This is a genomic window from Bacillus siamensis KCTC 13613 (genome assembly GCF_000262045.1).
Taxonomy (GTDB): Bacteria; Bacillota; Bacilli; order Bacillales; family Bacillaceae; genus Bacillus; species Bacillus siamensis.
On the sequence record NZ_AJVF01000013.1, the window covers coordinates 77,227 to 91,827 of the forward strand.

Annotated in this window: 16 protein-coding genes; 4 read left to right on the forward strand and 12 right to left on the reverse strand. The window is 44.7% G+C overall.

Annotation, left to right across the window (positions count from 1 at the left end):
• Window position 1: 1 nt before the first annotated feature.
• The gene (locus Y79_RS0100625; RefSeq protein WP_016935959.1) at window positions 2-814 is read right to left on the reverse strand and encodes a hypothetical protein; all 813 of its coding nucleotides are present in this window, start codon (window positions 812-814) and stop codon (window positions 2-4) included.
• A 156-nt stretch (window positions 815-970) separates the two neighbouring features.
• Window positions 971-2,389 (reverse strand): alanine/glycine:cation symporter family protein, encoded by a 1,419-nt coding sequence (locus Y79_RS0100630; RefSeq protein WP_016935960.1) that lies wholly within the window; start codon window positions 2,387-2,389, stop codon window positions 971-973.
• A gap of 376 nt (window positions 2,390-2,765) precedes the next feature.
• Between Y79_RS0100630 and Y79_RS0100635 the strand changes: the two genes are divergently transcribed.
• A complete protein-coding gene (locus Y79_RS0100635) occupies window positions 2,766-3,119 on the forward strand; it encodes a hypothetical protein (RefSeq protein WP_016935961.1) in 354 nt (117 codons plus the stop codon).
• A gap of 24 nt (window positions 3,120-3,143) precedes the next feature.
• The gene (locus Y79_RS1000000121810) at window positions 3,144-3,269 is read left to right on the forward strand and encodes a hypothetical protein (RefSeq protein ID WP_013352436.1); all 126 of its coding nucleotides are present in this window, start codon (window positions 3,144-3,146) and stop codon (window positions 3,267-3,269) included.
• Window positions 3,270-3,339: 70 nt separating this feature from the next.
• On the opposite strand, the gene parC is transcribed toward Y79_RS1000000121810, so the two are convergent.
• From parC to Y79_RS0100655, 3 genes are all read right to left on the reverse strand, one after another.
• Window positions 3,340-5,763 (reverse strand): DNA topoisomerase IV subunit A, encoded by a 2,424-nt coding sequence (gene parC, locus Y79_RS0100645; RefSeq protein WP_016935962.1) that lies wholly within the window; start codon window positions 5,761-5,763, stop codon window positions 3,340-3,342.
• A gap of 2 nt (window positions 5,764-5,765) precedes the next feature.
• Window positions 5,766-7,733, reverse strand: coding sequence for a DNA topoisomerase IV subunit B (parE, locus tag Y79_RS0100650; protein WP_016935963.1), 1,968 nt, complete (start codon window positions 7,731-7,733; stop codon window positions 5,766-5,768).
• Window positions 7,734-8,156: 423 nt separating this feature from the next.
• A complete protein-coding gene (locus Y79_RS0100655) occupies window positions 8,157-8,564 on the reverse strand; it encodes a CoA-binding protein (protein WP_016935964.1) in 408 nt (135 codons plus the stop codon).
• A 151-nt stretch (window positions 8,565-8,715) separates the two neighbouring features.
• On the opposite strand from Y79_RS0100655, the gene plsY reads away from it, so the two are divergent.
• Together plsY and Y79_RS0100665 are read left to right on the forward strand one after the other, a co-directional pair.
• Window positions 8,716-9,297 carry a glycerol-3-phosphate 1-O-acyltransferase PlsY gene (gene plsY / locus Y79_RS0100660; RefSeq protein ID WP_016935965.1) on the forward strand — a complete coding sequence of 194 codons (582 nt, stop codon included), beginning with the start codon at window positions 8,716-8,718 and terminating at the stop codon, window positions 9,295-9,297.
• A gap of 86 nt (window positions 9,298-9,383) precedes the next feature.
• Entirely contained in the window at window positions 9,384-9,671 is a 288-nt protein-coding gene (locus Y79_RS0100665; protein ID WP_016935966.1) for a HesB/YadR/YfhF family protein, read from the forward strand.
• A 32-nt stretch (window positions 9,672-9,703) separates the two neighbouring features.
• Here Y79_RS0100665 and Y79_RS0100670 read toward each other — a convergent pair whose 3' ends face one another.
• The 7 genes from Y79_RS0100670 to acnA all read right to left on the reverse strand — a co-directional run bounded on the left by Y79_RS0100670 (window position 9,704) and on the right by acnA (window position 14,498).
• Window positions 9,704-10,003, reverse strand: a complete 300-nt coding sequence (locus Y79_RS0100670) for a hypothetical protein (protein ID WP_016935967.1) — start codon at window positions 10,001-10,003, stop codon at window positions 9,704-9,706.
• 14 nt (window positions 10,004-10,017) lie between these two features.
• Entirely contained in the window at window positions 10,018-10,434 is a 417-nt protein-coding gene (locus Y79_RS0100675; RefSeq protein ID WP_016935968.1) for a YbgC/FadM family acyl-CoA thioesterase, read from the reverse strand.
• 85 nt (window positions 10,435-10,519) lie between these two features.
• Window positions 10,520-10,762 carry a small acid-soluble spore protein Tlp gene (gene tlp / locus Y79_RS0100680; protein WP_032864748.1) on the reverse strand — a complete coding sequence of 81 codons (243 nt, stop codon included), beginning with the start codon at window positions 10,760-10,762 and terminating at the stop codon, window positions 10,520-10,522.
• A gap of 25 nt (window positions 10,763-10,787) precedes the next feature.
• On the reverse strand, window positions 10,788-10,934 hold the full coding sequence (locus Y79_RS0100685) for an acid-soluble spore protein N (protein ID WP_013352427.1): 147 nt from the start codon (window positions 10,932-10,934) through the stop codon (window positions 10,788-10,790).
• A gap of 63 nt (window positions 10,935-10,997) precedes the next feature.
• Window positions 10,998-11,123 (reverse strand): FbpB family small basic protein, encoded by a 126-nt coding sequence (locus Y79_RS1000000120500; protein ID WP_012117651.1) that lies wholly within the window; start codon window positions 11,121-11,123, stop codon window positions 10,998-11,000.
• A gap of 78 nt (window positions 11,124-11,201) precedes the next feature.
• On the reverse strand, window positions 11,202-11,711 hold the full coding sequence (locus tag Y79_RS0100695) for a TlpA family protein disulfide reductase (RefSeq protein ID WP_016935970.1): 510 nt from the start codon (window positions 11,709-11,711) through the stop codon (window positions 11,202-11,204).
• 60 nt (window positions 11,712-11,771) lie between these two features.
• Window positions 11,772-14,498: an aconitate hydratase AcnA gene (gene acnA, locus Y79_RS0100700; protein ID WP_016935971.1), complete on the reverse strand. Its 2,727-nt coding sequence runs from the start codon at window positions 14,496-14,498 to the stop codon at window positions 11,772-11,774.
• Between the last annotated feature and the right edge of the window lie 103 nt (window positions 14,499-14,601).

Sequence of the window (14,601 nt, forward strand, 5' to 3'; positions counted from 1 at the left end):
TTCACTTCTCTCTCTTTCGTTTTGTATGCGCGGCGCTCGGCAGCAGGAATGTAAGAATCATACCCGCTATTGTAAGTAATCCTAATGGAATGGCGAATCCGCCGCCGGAATACTGCATTGCCGTTATACAAAAGAAAGCTGACTGTCCGGCGTGGATCAGCCGCTTTCTCCGCATAGGCAGCAGCCATAATATCCCTAATCCTGTCTTCAGCGCTCCCTTCACAATCTCTGCATCGGCACAGCCATCATGAAAGCCTTGAAAAAACCAATACAGACTGAATACGAGACACATCAGGACATAGACAAACCCGAAACGGACTGATATCTTCGGATGTCGGCTTTGTTCTATCCAAAGCCGCAACGCATCAAAGCTCCATGCGGTAGCCCAGCCGAGCAGCGGACGAAATAAAAACTTATCTATCCATCTTCCCGGCAGACCCCAGGCCGTTTCATATTGATATTGAGTCAAAAATGTGATGTCTCCGTTATCCCGCTCTATATACCTCCAGTAGCCCCGGCCGTCTTTTATCAGAGACAGCGGATGATCCGATGCAAAAGCAAGCGCCGACACCCTTTCTGACGATTGAGGCCTTATGTCACCCATTGATTCACCCGTGCCGGACACCTTCAGCCCAAAACCGATTCGCGTTTCATATAGGAATCTCTGAGGTTCATCCGGTAACTTATGAAGATATGTAATGTCAGAAAAGCGCAGGTCCCATTCCTTATGAAGAACCGGATTTTGCGTATATTCCCAAAGCGTTTCTATATCAGACGCTATATTGATCTCGACATATATCGGCTTTTGTTTCATGCTCCCTCCTCTTCCCTTCTTTTGTAAACAATTCCTATATTATCATAGGGATGTATGAAATTCCGCAATAAGATTTCAGGAATATGAAGCTGGTTTTTAACATAAAAAACCCTTCACATTAAACGTGAAGGGTTTCGTAAATGATATGCATATTCCTCAGTTGGCAGCCTTGTGTTCAGGGCTTGTACTTTCTTCTTCCGCCCATGTTTCAATATGCTTGAGTTCCGGAGTGTTCTCCGCTTTAAATACAGGGTCAAGTCCTTTTTTGCGCTGAGCGGCATAATCTTTATAGATTTTATAGGCTACATTACTCAGCAGCAAGATTGCCACTAAGTTAATGAGAGCTAAGAGACCCATGAACAAGTTTGCCATGTCCCAGACAATCTGGAAGTCAGCCAAACATCCGTATACCACCATCACTACGACGAATACGCGGTAAATATTAAGCCATGTTTTGCTTGTTTTAATAAATTCGATATTCGTTTCACCATAGTAATAGTTGCCGACGACTGAGCTGAATGCGAATAAGAACATCGCAATTGCAATAAACGTCGGGGCCCAGCCTCCAAGATGGTGCTGCAGTGCGGCTTGTGTCACTTGGATGCCGTCGCCTTTAGGTGTAAAGCTGTACAATAAAATGATAAAGGCAGTCGATGTACAAACGATAAATGTATCGAAAAATACGCCTAGCGTCTGGATTAATCCCTGCTTAGCCGGATGCGATACGTGTGCAGCTGCTGCGGCATTCGGCGCGCTCCCCATACCCGCTTCGTTTGAAAACAGGCCGCGCTGCGCACCGATAATAATGATGCTTCCTAAGCTTCCGCCGACGATCTGCTCAAAACCAAACGCATTTTTCACAATCGTCGCAAGCAATTCAGGTACTGCGGTAATATTCACAATCACAACATACAACGCGATCAAAATATACATACCCGCCATGACCGGAACGATTAATTGCGAAACGGATACAACACGTTTCAGCCCGCCGAATATAATGAAAGCCGTTAATACAGCTAAGATGATGGCGATAACTGTTTTATTCACATGGAAAGCTTCGTCAAACGCGACAGAAATCGTATTTGACTGCACGGCATTAAAGATAAGTCCGAAAGAAACGGTAATCAATACGGCAAATAAAATACCGAGCCAACGGGCGCCGAGACCCTTCGCCATGTAATATGCCGGACCGCCGCGAAATTCATCGCCGGAGCGCACTTTATACAGCTGAGCCAAGGTACTTTCCACAAAGCTTGAAGCCATACCGACAATTGCTACGATCCACATCCAAAATACTGCGCCGGGACCGCCTGTTGCAATCGCCAGCGCGACACCGGTCAAGTTTCCGGTACCGACACGTGAAGCGGCCGAGATAAAGAATGCCTGCATTGAAGACACTCCTTTATTTCCTTGCGGCTTCTCCCCGACAATTCTAAACATTTCAATAAAGTATTGGAATTGAATGAAGCGAAAACGGAATGTGAAATACAATCCGATTCCTACTAAAATATAAACAAGATACTTCCAAATAAAATCATTTGGAACATTTATGATTTCACTGATGAAAGCCTCCATGTTTAACCTCCCTTTTACATATCTTTTACTGTCATTTTTGCTGCATATGTTAGATCTTTTAACACAACGGGTATTATTATATCACAACAACAGATGTTGAGAAGTTTTTTTAAGAAAATGTTTCGGTTTCTTCATCATGCTTATTGCTGGTATGCCCCGTTTCTTTATCCGCCAGCCTGAAAAATGTTGTCACATCAGAAGGGTTGCGTGCATATCATAACAAATAGGCCTTTAAGAAAAAAAGATGAAAAGACGGACGGAATGGTATATACTTAACCAGCATAATAATTTTTTAAATTTAATAAATGTGTTTACTTTCAATTTAAATTAGGGTATTATGATAAAAATATTCAGACTTATGAAGGGGGGAGAACATTTGAAAAAAATCTTGTTTTTAAAAGCTTCTATTTTATTTTTAGCGATTGCAAGCTTTCATTTGCTCTCCATTCCCCATGCGTTTGATACTGCTCATCATTTTAAAGCCGTAGCCGACCAGCAGGAAATGCACGAAATGAAGGCCGGCCAAAATGCTGATGATGAGAAAAAATCGCTGACGGGCTCATTTATTTTGACGGCGCTTTTTGCCGCTTCTGTCTCATTGATCGTGATATCAGACAGAAAACGCCCCGCTTCCCGGAGAAGACAGCGAAAGAAAAGCTTTCTAATCGCTAAATTTTATCAGTCCTCGTATTTCGATGAGCTTCATGTTCAACATCGCCTATCTATGTAACATAAAATGAGGAGGTTGTTCAACATGTTGTTTATCTTACGAATGGTGATTTTAGGCTTATTTTCATTCACTGCATTAAATTTATTTGTGTGGCAGGGAATTGAAGTCGTTCACGCTATCACGGACTTATTCGGCAGCCACGAGAGCTAATAAATAGCAAAACCTCCGCTTTAGGACCAATTGAGCGGAGGTTTTTTTTCATTTTATTTTATTTTTACTCTTAAACATCAGATGCGGGGATACGCCATACATCTGTGACCGGCCCTGTCTCATCTTCATCTGTAAAGAAGGAGCCGTTGCTGTATCGGTCATTAGCCCGCAAAGATTTCACGGAGGCTTCAATTCTGTCGCCTTTTTCGGTTTCCGCAGCGATCATGTCGGCTAAAGCGCACGCGAATACTCCGACAACACGATGCGGGTTCTTTTTAAGCTCACGCAGCATGATGACGCCGCGTTTAGCCCTGGATGTTCGTTCGAATTCAGAGAGATTCATCCGTTTGATGGCTCCCCGCTGTGTGACGAGGACAAGCGAATCTGTTTCATGCAGGATTTGTCCTGATACGACGGTATCGCCGTCTTTTAAATTAATGCCCTTCACACCGGCCGCACGGGCTCCGACTACATTTACTTCATCTTCACCGAACCATAAGCCGTACCCGAGCCGGGTGGCGATAAACAGCTGGCAGCCGCCGTCTGTGACATGAACATCAATCAGCTCATCGTCCCCTTTAAGGTTAAGAGCAACAAGCGCTTTTGAGTAACGCTGCGCTTTGTAATGCGTCATTTCAGTTCTTTTCACCATACCGTTTTTCGTCATAAACAATAAATATGAAGATGGATCAAATTCTTTTACCGGTATGGCTTTCACGATGGTTTCGTCACGGTCCATCGTGGTGATGTTCGTCACGTGCTGCCCCATGTCTTTCCACCTGATATCAGGGAGCTGGTGAACCGGACAATATATATAGCTTCCCTTATTGGTAAAGAGCAGGAGCACATCCGTTGTATTCATTTCAAATTGGTGAATCAGCCTGTCCGTATCCTTCATCCCGAAATCCTGGCCGTTAGAAGCGGCAAATGACCGCTGGCTTGTTCGTTTTACATAGCCGTCTTTCGTGACTGTCACATAGACGTCCTCAGAGGCAACCATGACTTCGAGATTGATTTTAATTTCTTCAATCTTCTCTTCAATGACCGACCGTCTGCTGTCGGCATAAGTCTTTTTCACTTTTTTCAGGCTGCTGGTAATGACTTTTAACAGCTTTTTATCATGACTTAAAATGGCTTCAAGCTCCTGAATTTTCTTGCTGAGCTCTTCCGCTTCCTCTTTTAATGCCGTAATATCCGTATTTGTCAGACGATACAGCTGCAAAGATACGATCGCTTCCGCCTGAGGCTCCGTAAATGCGAATTTAGAAATTAAGTTTTGTTTCGCATCTTTCTTGTCGCTGCTTGCCCGGATGACGGCAATGACCTCATCTAGCACAGACAGTGCCTTCATCAGTCCTTCAACGATATGATGCCGCTCTTTTGCTTTTTGCAATTCAAAGACGGAGCGGTTTGTCACCACTTCCTTCTGGTGGGAAATATACGCATCCAGAATGGCCGTAAGACTCATCAGCATCGGCCGGCGGTTATGTATGGCGACCATATTAAAGTTATACGTTGTCTGCAGGTCAGTGTTTTTATATAAGAAATTCAAGATGCCTTTTGCATCGGCTTCTTTCTTTAACTCAACGACAACCCGCAGTCCCGTGCGGTCCGTTTCATCCCGGACTTCAGAAATACCTTCAACTTTTTTGTCAATGCGGTATTCGTCCATTTTCTTCACGAGATTGGCTTTGTTTACTTCAAACGGGATTTCTGTAATGACGATCTGCTCCCGTCCGCCTCTTACGGCTTCCACTTCAGCCTTGCCGCGGATAATAATTTTGCCTTTACCGGTTTCATAGGCCTTCCGAATGCCGTCGACACCTTGGATGATGCCTCCTGTCGGAAAGTCAGGCCCTTTAATCACCTGCATCAAGTCATCGACGGTACAATCGGGCGATTCAATCCGCTTAATGACAGCATCAATGACCTCACCCAGATGATGAGGGGGAATGTCAGTCGCATAGCCCGCGGAAATCCCGGTAGATCCATTGACCAGCAAGTTCGGAAACATAGCGGGCAAAACAACCGGTTCTTTACTTGTGTCATCAAAGTTCGGAACGAATTCAACCGTATTTTTATCGATGTCCCGCAAAAGCTCTGATGCGATAGAAGATAATCTCGCTTCCGTATAACGCATGGCAGCAGGCGGATCACCGTCAATGCTTCCGTTGTTTCCGTGCATCTCAATCAGCACATTCCGCACTTTCCAATCCTGGCTCATCCGCACCATCGCTTCATAAACGGAGCTGTCTCCGTGCGGATGATAATTACCGATAACGTTCCCGACCGTTTTTGCCGCTTTCCGGAAATTTTTATCGAATGTATTTCCGTCCGCGTGCATGGCGTATAAAATTCTCCGCTGCACCGGCTTTAACCCGTCACGTGCATCGGGCAGCGCCCTGTCCTGGATAATATATTTACTGTAGCGTCCGAAACGGTCGCCGATTACTTCTTCTAACGGTAAATCATGAAATAATTCTGGCTGTGCCACTATTAAACCTCCTCAGCGACCGACAAGTTTTCATTTTCTAAAATATTGCTTTCCTCGTCTAATCCGAAGGCAACATTCTTTTCAATCCATTTTCTTCTCGGTTCTACTTTGTCTCCCATTAATGTCGTTACGCGACGCTCTACGCGGGCCGCATCGTCAATCTTGACTCTGACGAGCGTTCGCGACTCGGGATTCATCGTCGTTTCCCAGAGCTGGTCTGCGTTCATTTCTCCCAGACCTTTATAACGCTGAATGGTATAGCCTTTGCCGACTTTCTTTAAAACGCCGTCCATTTCTTCGTCGGACCAAGCATATTCAATAATCTCTTTCTTACCGCTTCCTTTGCTGACTTTGTAAAGAGGCGGAAGCGCGATGAAGACTTTTCCGTGCTCAATTAAAGGTTTCATATAGCGGTAGAAAAACGTTAACAGCAAGACTTGAATATGCGCGCCGTCGGTATCCGCATCGGTCATGATGACGATCTTGTCATAGTTAATGTCGTCTATCTCAAAATCTGCGCCGACTCCCCCGCCGATCGCATGAATAATTGTATTGATCTCTTCATTTTTGAAAATGTCTGCAAGCTTTGCTTTCTCTGTGTTGATGACCTTTCCGCGAAGGGGCAGCACGGCTTGGAATTTCCGGTCTCTTCCCTGTTTTGCAGAACCTCCGGCAGAGTCTCCCTCCACGAGATACAATTCATTCTTCGCCGGATTTCTGGAGCCTGCCGGTGTGAGTTTTCCGCTCAGCGTCGCTTCTGATTTTTTGCGTTTTTTACCGCTTCTCGCTTCTTCTCTCGCTTTACGGGCAGCTTCGCGGGCCTGGCTTGCTTTAATCGCTTTTTTGACGAGCAGGGTCGCTGTATCGCGGTTTTCTTCCAAGAAATAAGCAAGATTCTCAGAAATGACTGCGTCTGCGGCGGATCTCGCCTCACTTGTGCCAAGTTTCCCTTTTGTCTGGCCTTCAAATTGCAGCAGTTCCTCCGGGATACGCACGGAAATAATCGCGGACAACCCTTCTCTGATATCGGCGCCTTCAAGGTTTTTGTCTTTCTCTTTTAAAAGCGCGACCTTTCGCGCATATTCATTAAACGCTCTTGTCATTGCCGTTTTGGCTCCTGATTCGTGGGTGCCGCCGTCCTTTGTTCTGACGTTATTAACGAATGACAGCATATTTTCTGAGTATCCGTCATTAAATTGGAAAGCAAAATCGACTTCAATGTCGTGGTGCTCGCCTTCAAAAGAAACCACTTCGCATAAAGCGTCTTTTTCTTCGTTTAAATAGGCGACAAATGCTTCAATTCCGTTCTCATAATAAAATACTTCTTTTACGTTGTTCCGCTCATCAATTAATTCTATTTTTAAGCCTTTTAATAAGAAGGCGGATTCGCGCAGGCGTTCCGACAGCGTGTCAAAATTATAAACCGTTGCGCTGAACATTGACGGATCAGGTTTAAAATGGGTAAGCGTTCCCGTTTTCTTGGTCGTACCGATTTTTTCAAGTGAAGTCACAGGCTTGCCGCCGTTTTCAAACCGTTGTTTATAAACATAGCCGTCACGCTCAATGGTAACTGTCAGCCACTCTGATAAAGCGTTTACGACAGATGCGCCGACACCATGCAGACCGCCGCTTGTTTTATAGCCGCCCTGGCCGAATTTCCCTCCCGCATGCAGCACGGTGAAAATAACTTCCGGTGTCGGCTTTCCGAGCTTATGCATTCCGGTCGGCATTCCGCGCCCCCTGTCCTGCACGGAGATGCTGTTGTCCTTATGTATCGTTACGATAATATGATCTCCGTAGCCGGCAAGGACTTCATCGACGGAATTGTCGACGATCTCATATACCAGATGGTGCAGGCCGCGTGCGTCCGTCGAACCGATATACATTCCCGGTCTTTTTCTGACGGCTTCCAGGCCTTCAAGCACCTGTATGGCATCTTCGTTGTAATCAAATTGCTGTTTTCTAGCCAAACGTACAAACCCCTTTCAAAAAACCTGCTCTTAATCATTCTCTTTTTAAATGTTTTCATGTCTTTGTTTTTCAGTATGCGCAAGCTTCGGTCCAATTCTCCTCGGACTCACAATTATAACCAATATGCTTGATTTCGCAACATCTTTAAGCGAATGGCTCGTTTTTTAGGCCGCAAGACATACATTCGAACGGCTTTTCATCTTTTTGGTGCTCTTTTCCGGGAACGAGAACTTATGTTCGCTTTCTATTATATAGATTTATGCCGTCCATCGCAAACAGACTGCAGCCCCCTTTAATGCAGGGGTTTCTAAAAAAGCTGTTCATGCTTTATTGTATCTGTTTCAACATCATACGCAAAGAGTATTCTTTCAATAAAAAAACAAAAACCCCTGATTTGCCAAGGATTTTTGCCTTTTTTGTTCCTATTTTATAACAGCGCGGGCGACTTTTATACATAAATCCATAATGGCCGTCCGCCCTTTCTCAGTAATCATGCGGTACGCTTCTTCATTTGCCAGGCCCTGCTGCGCCCAAAAAACGGGAGCATCCGTCTGTAAAAACTCTTCAGCGACGCCGGGAAGCTGCTCAGAGCGTCTGAACACATTGACGATATCAATCGGTCCCTCAACGTCTTTTAATGAAGCGACGGCTTTAACGCCAAGCGCTTCATCAATCGTCGGATTGACAGGAATAATCTCGTACCCTTCATCCTGCATCGCTTTGGAAACCATGTAAGAAGTCCGGTCGGGACGGTCTGACAGCCCGACGACGGCGATACGTTTGCTTCGGTCAAGAATTTCTTTAATCTCTGACTTTGAAGGATTTTGCATCTTTACCATCTCCTTTTGTATTATTGTACACGACAGCTTCACCGGATTCAAAAAAAGCGGTTTGTCAGCTTAATTCTCAAAAAACTTGTCATCAGACAATAACAACTCGTGTTAAAATAAAGTGAAGGGACATTGAAAAGGAGAAATGTAGATGTTGATTGCTTTATTGATTATTTTGGCTTATGTAATAGGCAGCATCCCGTCAGGTTTAGTCGTAGGCAAACTTGCGAAAGGGATTGATATTAGAGAACATGGAAGCGGTAATTTGGGCGCCACAAATGCTTTTCGCACGCTTGGCGTTAAAGCGGGATCTGTCGTCGTTGCAGCCGATATTTTAAAAGGCACCTTGGCCGCGGCGCTGCCGTATTTATTGCACGTTCCCATTCACCCTCTTCTCGCAGGAGTGGCAGCAGTGATCGGTCATGTATTCCCCGTGTTCGCAAAATTCAAGGGCGGAAAAGCCGTAGCCACTTCAGGAGGCGTCCTGCTGTTTTATGCTCCGCTGTTATTCGTAACGATGGTTGCAGTGTTTTTCGTATTTTTATTCCTTACGAAATTTGTTTCTCTGTCTTCAATGTTAACAGGGATTTATACGATTATTTACTGTCTGTTTGTAAAAGACCCTTATTTATTAATCGTAGTGACGCTTTTGACCGCGTTTGTTATCTACAGACACAGGGCAAACATCAAACGGATTATGAACAAAACAGAACCGAAAATCAAATGGTTTTGATGAAACTTCAATTTTGACATCAAAATGCCATATGCGTTTATAATAGAGATAATTTCTTTATGAGAAACAAAAAGGGAGTGTACCGGATGAACATGAAAGTAACGAAAGGCGCGCTGGATTGGTACAAAGAAGAGCTTGAACTGGAAACAGGCGATCAGGTCCGTTTCTTTGTCCGTTACGGAGGATGCAGCAGCGTCCAGAAAGGCTTTTCTCTCGGTGTTTCAAAAGACCAGCCGATGAACGTCGGAATCAGCACGGAAGTTGAAGGCATTACCTTTTTTATTGAAGAAAGCGACTTATGGTACTTTGATAATCACGATCTGTCCGTCACATATTCAGATCAGTCAGAAGAGCCGGTATTTGATTACGTGTAAGAAAAAAGAACGCAGCGGATGCGTTCTTTTTTTTACAGTTTGAACCTTCTGATATGATCAGTCAGATGTTCTTTTTCTAATATGCGTTTCTGCGTTTCACCGAGCAGGTCAAAGTGGGGAAATGCATTTTTATGATGAATCCACTCAGGCTTCAGCCCGTATTCCGATCCCCATCGGATCAGCTTATCGAGATCGCTTGAACCGGCCTTCGTCACGGTCTTAGCCTCCGGAAAGCGGTCGTCCAGCCAATAATGCGTTAAAAAAGCGATTTTTCCTTCCGATACATCCCGCTTCCATCTTTCCAGTTCTCTGCGTGTAATTCCAAATGCCATAACTGAGCCGCTCCTTATTTTTTTGCCTTTTCGTAAGCGGCGTGCCAATCAGGAAAGGCCTTGCGGAACTGAATCGGTTTGAAGCTCTGTTTATCGACGCATATGTGAGAGGATGACGCTTCGATCGCAAGTTCTTGATCCGGATTATAGATGCGGTAGCCGTAAATGATTTTAAATCCGTTATATTCTTCAATCCACGTATGTACTTCTGCTGTTTCTCCGTAGCGGAGCGGCTTTTTATAAGAAATGCTGATATCCACTACAGGTGACAGCACCCCTCTTTCTTCCATGTCCTTGTACAGAAATCCGAGGTCCTTAATGAGCGCCGTTCTCCCGACCTCCATCCAGACTAAGTAATTGGCATGATAGACGATGCCCATTTGATCTGTTTCCGCATAACGCACTTCTATTTCTTTTTTTGACACATGCAACGTTCTCTGCTCCCTTATTATCAGATTAGCCCTATTTTATCACAACGAGGCGGAAAGAGAAAAAACCAGGTTTCCCTGGTTTTTATTACGATTGATAGCCGTTTTCTCTTGCAGCCGATTCATCCTGAATTTCACTTCGGAATGATTCAATGCTTTCATTGCGTCTGGCATTCTTCTCCTGAATGCGCTGTTTTTCCTCTTCTGTCGCAAACTCCATTGATTCTTTCGCTTCTTCTATATTTTCGATTGTATTCTGTACCATATCCTGAAGCTTTTCAACGTTATCAGAACGGTCGTCCGGGTTCGGTCTTTGGTTATGATTTGTCATCATGTCAGCTCTCCTTTTAATGATATTATTCGCCTTTCGTCTGCATGACAATCGGATGTCCGTTTGACTTGTCATGAAACTTTTCCCCTTTGTTTCGTTTATATTTAACGGGTTTTGTCCCTAAGTGGCTCGGAGCGTACTGCGGCTGGCCGTCTTTCTTGTTTGTGCCCATGTTCATCCCTCCTTAAGAGTATATTTCGCAAAAGGAGGCGCAAACATGACTGCAAATTAAAGGTTATTTTTGTTTGAACCGCTGCTCCAGCTTTTCTTCAAGCTGATTCAAATATTCCGTATTGGTCATCAGCTCACGTTTATTCTCCATAACCAATTCATGAAAAGAACGTTTTCTCATTTTTTTCAATCTTCTCACCTCCGTGTTTTCATTCATTTTTTCCAATTTTTTAAAAGATAAGCCTTTCGCATAAAAAAAACTGAACCTCTACTTGAGATCCAGTTTTTCTTTCATTTCTTTTTTTGTCATCGTGCCTACTCGGATGTGCTGAATGGTTCCTTTTTCGTCTAATATGTATGTTGTCGGATAAGAAAGCACGTTGAAATCTCCGTTAATCCCGCTTTTGTCAATCAGAATTGGAAAGGTCAGCTGATAAGTATCAGCGAATGATTTCACAGCCTGTATATTTTTTTCAGAGGACGTGAAATTAACGGCTACTACCGCAATATCAGGATTTTCTTTCTGCAGCTCCTGCATATCGGGCATTTCCATCCGGCATGGCTTGCACCACGTCGCCCAGAAATTAAGAAGCACTTTTTTACCTTTATAATCAGAAAGGGAGCTGCTTTTTCCTGACAGTGTGTCGAGTGTAAAGTCAGGAGCCTTCATCCCTTCTTCTGTCCCTTCTTTCGGACTTGTTTGTGCAGAATAAATGTTCCAGCCCGCATACACTAACAACCCGATAAGTAACAATACGCCCAGCCATTTTGCAAGCATCTCAAGGCCTCCCGTATAAAAAGAGAGAAAGCAGTCCGCTTTCTCTCTTTTGTCTTTCTGCTACTGTTTCATTTTATCGCGAAGCACCATTTGTAAAATGCCGCCGTGACGATAGTAATCAATTTCCACTTCACTGTCGAAACGGACAACGACTTCAAATGTTTTTACCGTACCGTCTTCACTGATAGCTCTGACAGTCAGCAAGTCGCGTGGACGTACAGTTTCATCAACATCCACCTCGATAACTTCCTTACCGGTTAAACCGAGTGTATCCGCGTTTTCACCCTGTTTGAACTGGAGCGGCAGCACACCCATGAAGACGAGGTTGCTTCTGTGAATTCTTTCAAAACTTTCCGCAATGACTGTTCTGATGCCTAGCAGGTTTGTTCCTTTTGCAGCCCAGTCACGTGAAGAGCCCATTCCGTAATCTTTGCCGGCCAGGACGACAAGACCCGTTTTATCTTCTTTATACCGCATGCATGCATCATAAATAGATGTCACGTCACCGGTAGGCCAGTGTGTAGTGTATCCGCCTTCTGTGCCAGGCGCAATTTGGTTTTTAATGCGGATATTGGCGAATGTTCCTCTCATCATGACTTCATGGTTTCCGCGGCGTGAGCCATAAGAGTTAAAGTCCCGAGGAGAAACGCCTTTTTCCTGCAGGTATTTGCCCGCCGGCGTGTCTTTTCCGATCGCTCCGGCCGGAGAAATATGGTCAGTCGTCACGGAATCTCCGAATTTGCCGACAACGCGAAGCCCTCTTAATGGCTCAACTTTTCCCGGTTCTACAGACATTTCTTCAAAGAACGGCGGGTTTTGGATGTAAGTAGAATCCTTATCCCACTTGTAAAGTGCTTCATCCGTCGTTTCGATTTCATTCCAACGCTGGTTGTCGTCAAATACCGTTTCATATTCTTTACGGAATAATTCCGGCGTCACAGTCTGTTTGACGAGGGAATTGATTTCATCCATTGACGGCCAGATGTCATCGAAGTAAACGTTTTGCCCGTCTTTTCCGACACCGATCGGGTCAGATTTCAAGTTAATATTCACAGTGCCTGCCAATGCGTACGCGACGACAAGCGGCGGTGAAGCAAGGTAGTTTCCTTTGACAAGCGGATGGATCCGGCCTTCAAAGTTTCTGTTGCCTGACAGGACAGAAGTGATCAGAAGATCATTTTTAGCAACCGCTTCTTCAATCTCTGGAGAAAGCGGTCCGGAGTTTCCGATACATGTCGTACAGCCGTAACCGACAAGATTAAAGCCGAGCTCCTTCATATAAGGAAGAAGGCCTGAGTTGACTAAGTATCCAGTAACAACCTTAGATCCCGGCGCAAGTGATGTTTTCACATAATTCGGCACTTTCAATCCTAATTCTACCGCTTTTTTGGCTACCAATCCGGCACCGATTAATACATAAGGATTAGATGTGTTTGTGCAGCTTGTAATGGCGGCAATTGCAATTGCCCCTGTTTTCATGACCGCATCTTCGCCGCTGTTAAGTTTAAATGAGATTTCTTTGTTCTCTTCAGCAGCATCCATTCCGAATCCTTGGTTGCCGGCCGGGCTGACGAGATGTTTTTTAAACGTTTCCTGCATGACAGAAAGCGGGATTAAATCCTGCGGACGTTTCGGGCCTGAAAGGTTCGCTTCAATTTTTGACAGATCAATTTCTACAATGTCTGTAAAAATCGGCTCTTCTGCGTCAGGCGTATAGAATAAACCGTTGTTGCGGCAGTATGCTTCCACGACATCGATCTGCTCTTCTTCACGGCCGGTCAGACGCATGTAAGAAAGTGCTTCCTCGTCAACCGGGAAGAATCCGCAAGTCGCTCCGTATTCCGGCGCCATATTGGCAATAGTCGCCCGATCCGCAAGCGGAAGCTCAGCAACACCAGGGCCGAAGAATTCAACAAATTTATTGACTACGCCTTTTTCTCGCAGCACTTGAGTGACTTTCAGCGCTAAATCAGTTGCCGTCGTTCCGTTAGGCAATTTTCCGACAAGTTTCGCGCCGATGACCTCAGGAACAGGGAAATATGAAGGCTGGCCGAGCATTCCCGCTTCCGCCTCAATACCGCCGACACCCCAGCCGAGAACGCCGATTCCGTTAATCATCGTAGTATGAGAATCTGTTCCCACCAAAGTATCAGGATATGTCACAAGCTCTCCGTCTTCATCTTTCGTATGAACGACACTTGCCAAAAACTCAAGGTTTACCTGGTGGACGATACCTGTTGCAGGCGGAACGGCCTGATAGTTGTTAAACGCTTTCTTTGCCCAGCTTAAAAATTTATAACGTTCTGCATTTCTTTTGAATTCTAAGTCCATATTAATGGCTAACGCGTCTTCCGTACCCGCTTTGTCGACTTGTACGGAGTGGTCAATGACCAGGTCAACCGGAATTTCAGGATTGATTTTATCAGGGTCTCCGCCGACAGAAGCCATGGCTTTTCTTAAAGATGCCAGGTCAACTACGGCCGGAACGCCGGTAAAGTCCTGAAGGATAACCCGTGACGGTTTAAACGGCACATCGATATCTTTTAATTCAGCAGTACCCCATCTTGCTAAATTTTCAACATGTTCTTTCGTAATGACGCGTCCGTCTACCTGACGCAAAACGGATTCCAAAAGAACCTTAATAGAATAAGGAAGTTTTGAAACATTGCCGACCCCTGCGTCTTCCAATGCTTTTAATGAATAGTAGTGGTATGTTTTCCCGTTTGAAGAAAATGTTTTTCTTGCTTGGAAAACGTCTTGTGTTGCGACTTTTTGCTGATTTGTCATTCTCCAAAATCCCCCTTCAAAGATCAAGATCGTTCTTTAGATGAATGTTCACATTCCATCACAATTTTCTCACAATTTCATCTTAGTATAAAATCATACATAA

Excerpts from the sequence above, each read along its gene's own strand:
- Y79_RS0100630 (WP_016935960.1), bottom strand. The coding sequence starts at position 2,389 with ATGGAGGCTTTCATCAGTGAAATCATAAATGTTCCAAATGATTTTATT.
- acnA (WP_016935971.1), bottom strand. The coding sequence starts at position 14,498 with ATGACAAATCAGCAAAAAGTCGCAACACAAGACGTTTTCCAAGCAAGA.
- Y79_RS0100625 (WP_016935959.1), bottom strand. The coding sequence starts at position 814 with ATGAAACAAAAGCCGATATATGTCGAGATCAATATAGCGTCTGATATA.
- plsY (WP_016935965.1), top strand. The coding sequence starts at position 8,716 with ATGTTGATTGCTTTATTGATTATTTTGGCTTATGTAATAGGCAGCATC.
- Y79_RS0100655 (WP_016935964.1), bottom strand. The coding sequence starts at position 8,564 with ATGCAAAATCCTTCAAAGTCAGAGATTAAAGAAATTCTTGACCGAAGC.
- Y79_RS0100665 (WP_016935966.1), top strand. The coding sequence starts at position 9,384 with ATGAACATGAAAGTAACGAAAGGCGCGCTGGATTGGTACAAAGAAGAG.
- Y79_RS0100670 (WP_016935967.1), bottom strand. The coding sequence starts at position 10,003 with ATGGCATTTGGAATTACACGCAGAGAACTGGAAAGATGGAAGCGGGAT.
- Y79_RS1000000121810 (WP_013352436.1), top strand. The coding sequence starts at position 3,144 with ATGTTGTTTATCTTACGAATGGTGATTTTAGGCTTATTTTCATTCACT.
- tlp (WP_032864748.1), bottom strand. The coding sequence starts at position 10,762 with ATGACAAATCATAACCAAAGACCGAACCCGGACGACCGTTCTGATAAC.
- Y79_RS0100685 (WP_013352427.1), bottom strand. The coding sequence starts at position 10,934 with ATGGGCACAAACAAGAAAGACGGCCAGCCGCAGTACGCTCCGAGCCAC.
- Y79_RS0100695 (WP_016935970.1), bottom strand. The coding sequence starts at position 11,711 with ATGCTTGCAAAATGGCTGGGCGTATTGTTACTTATCGGGTTGTTAGTG.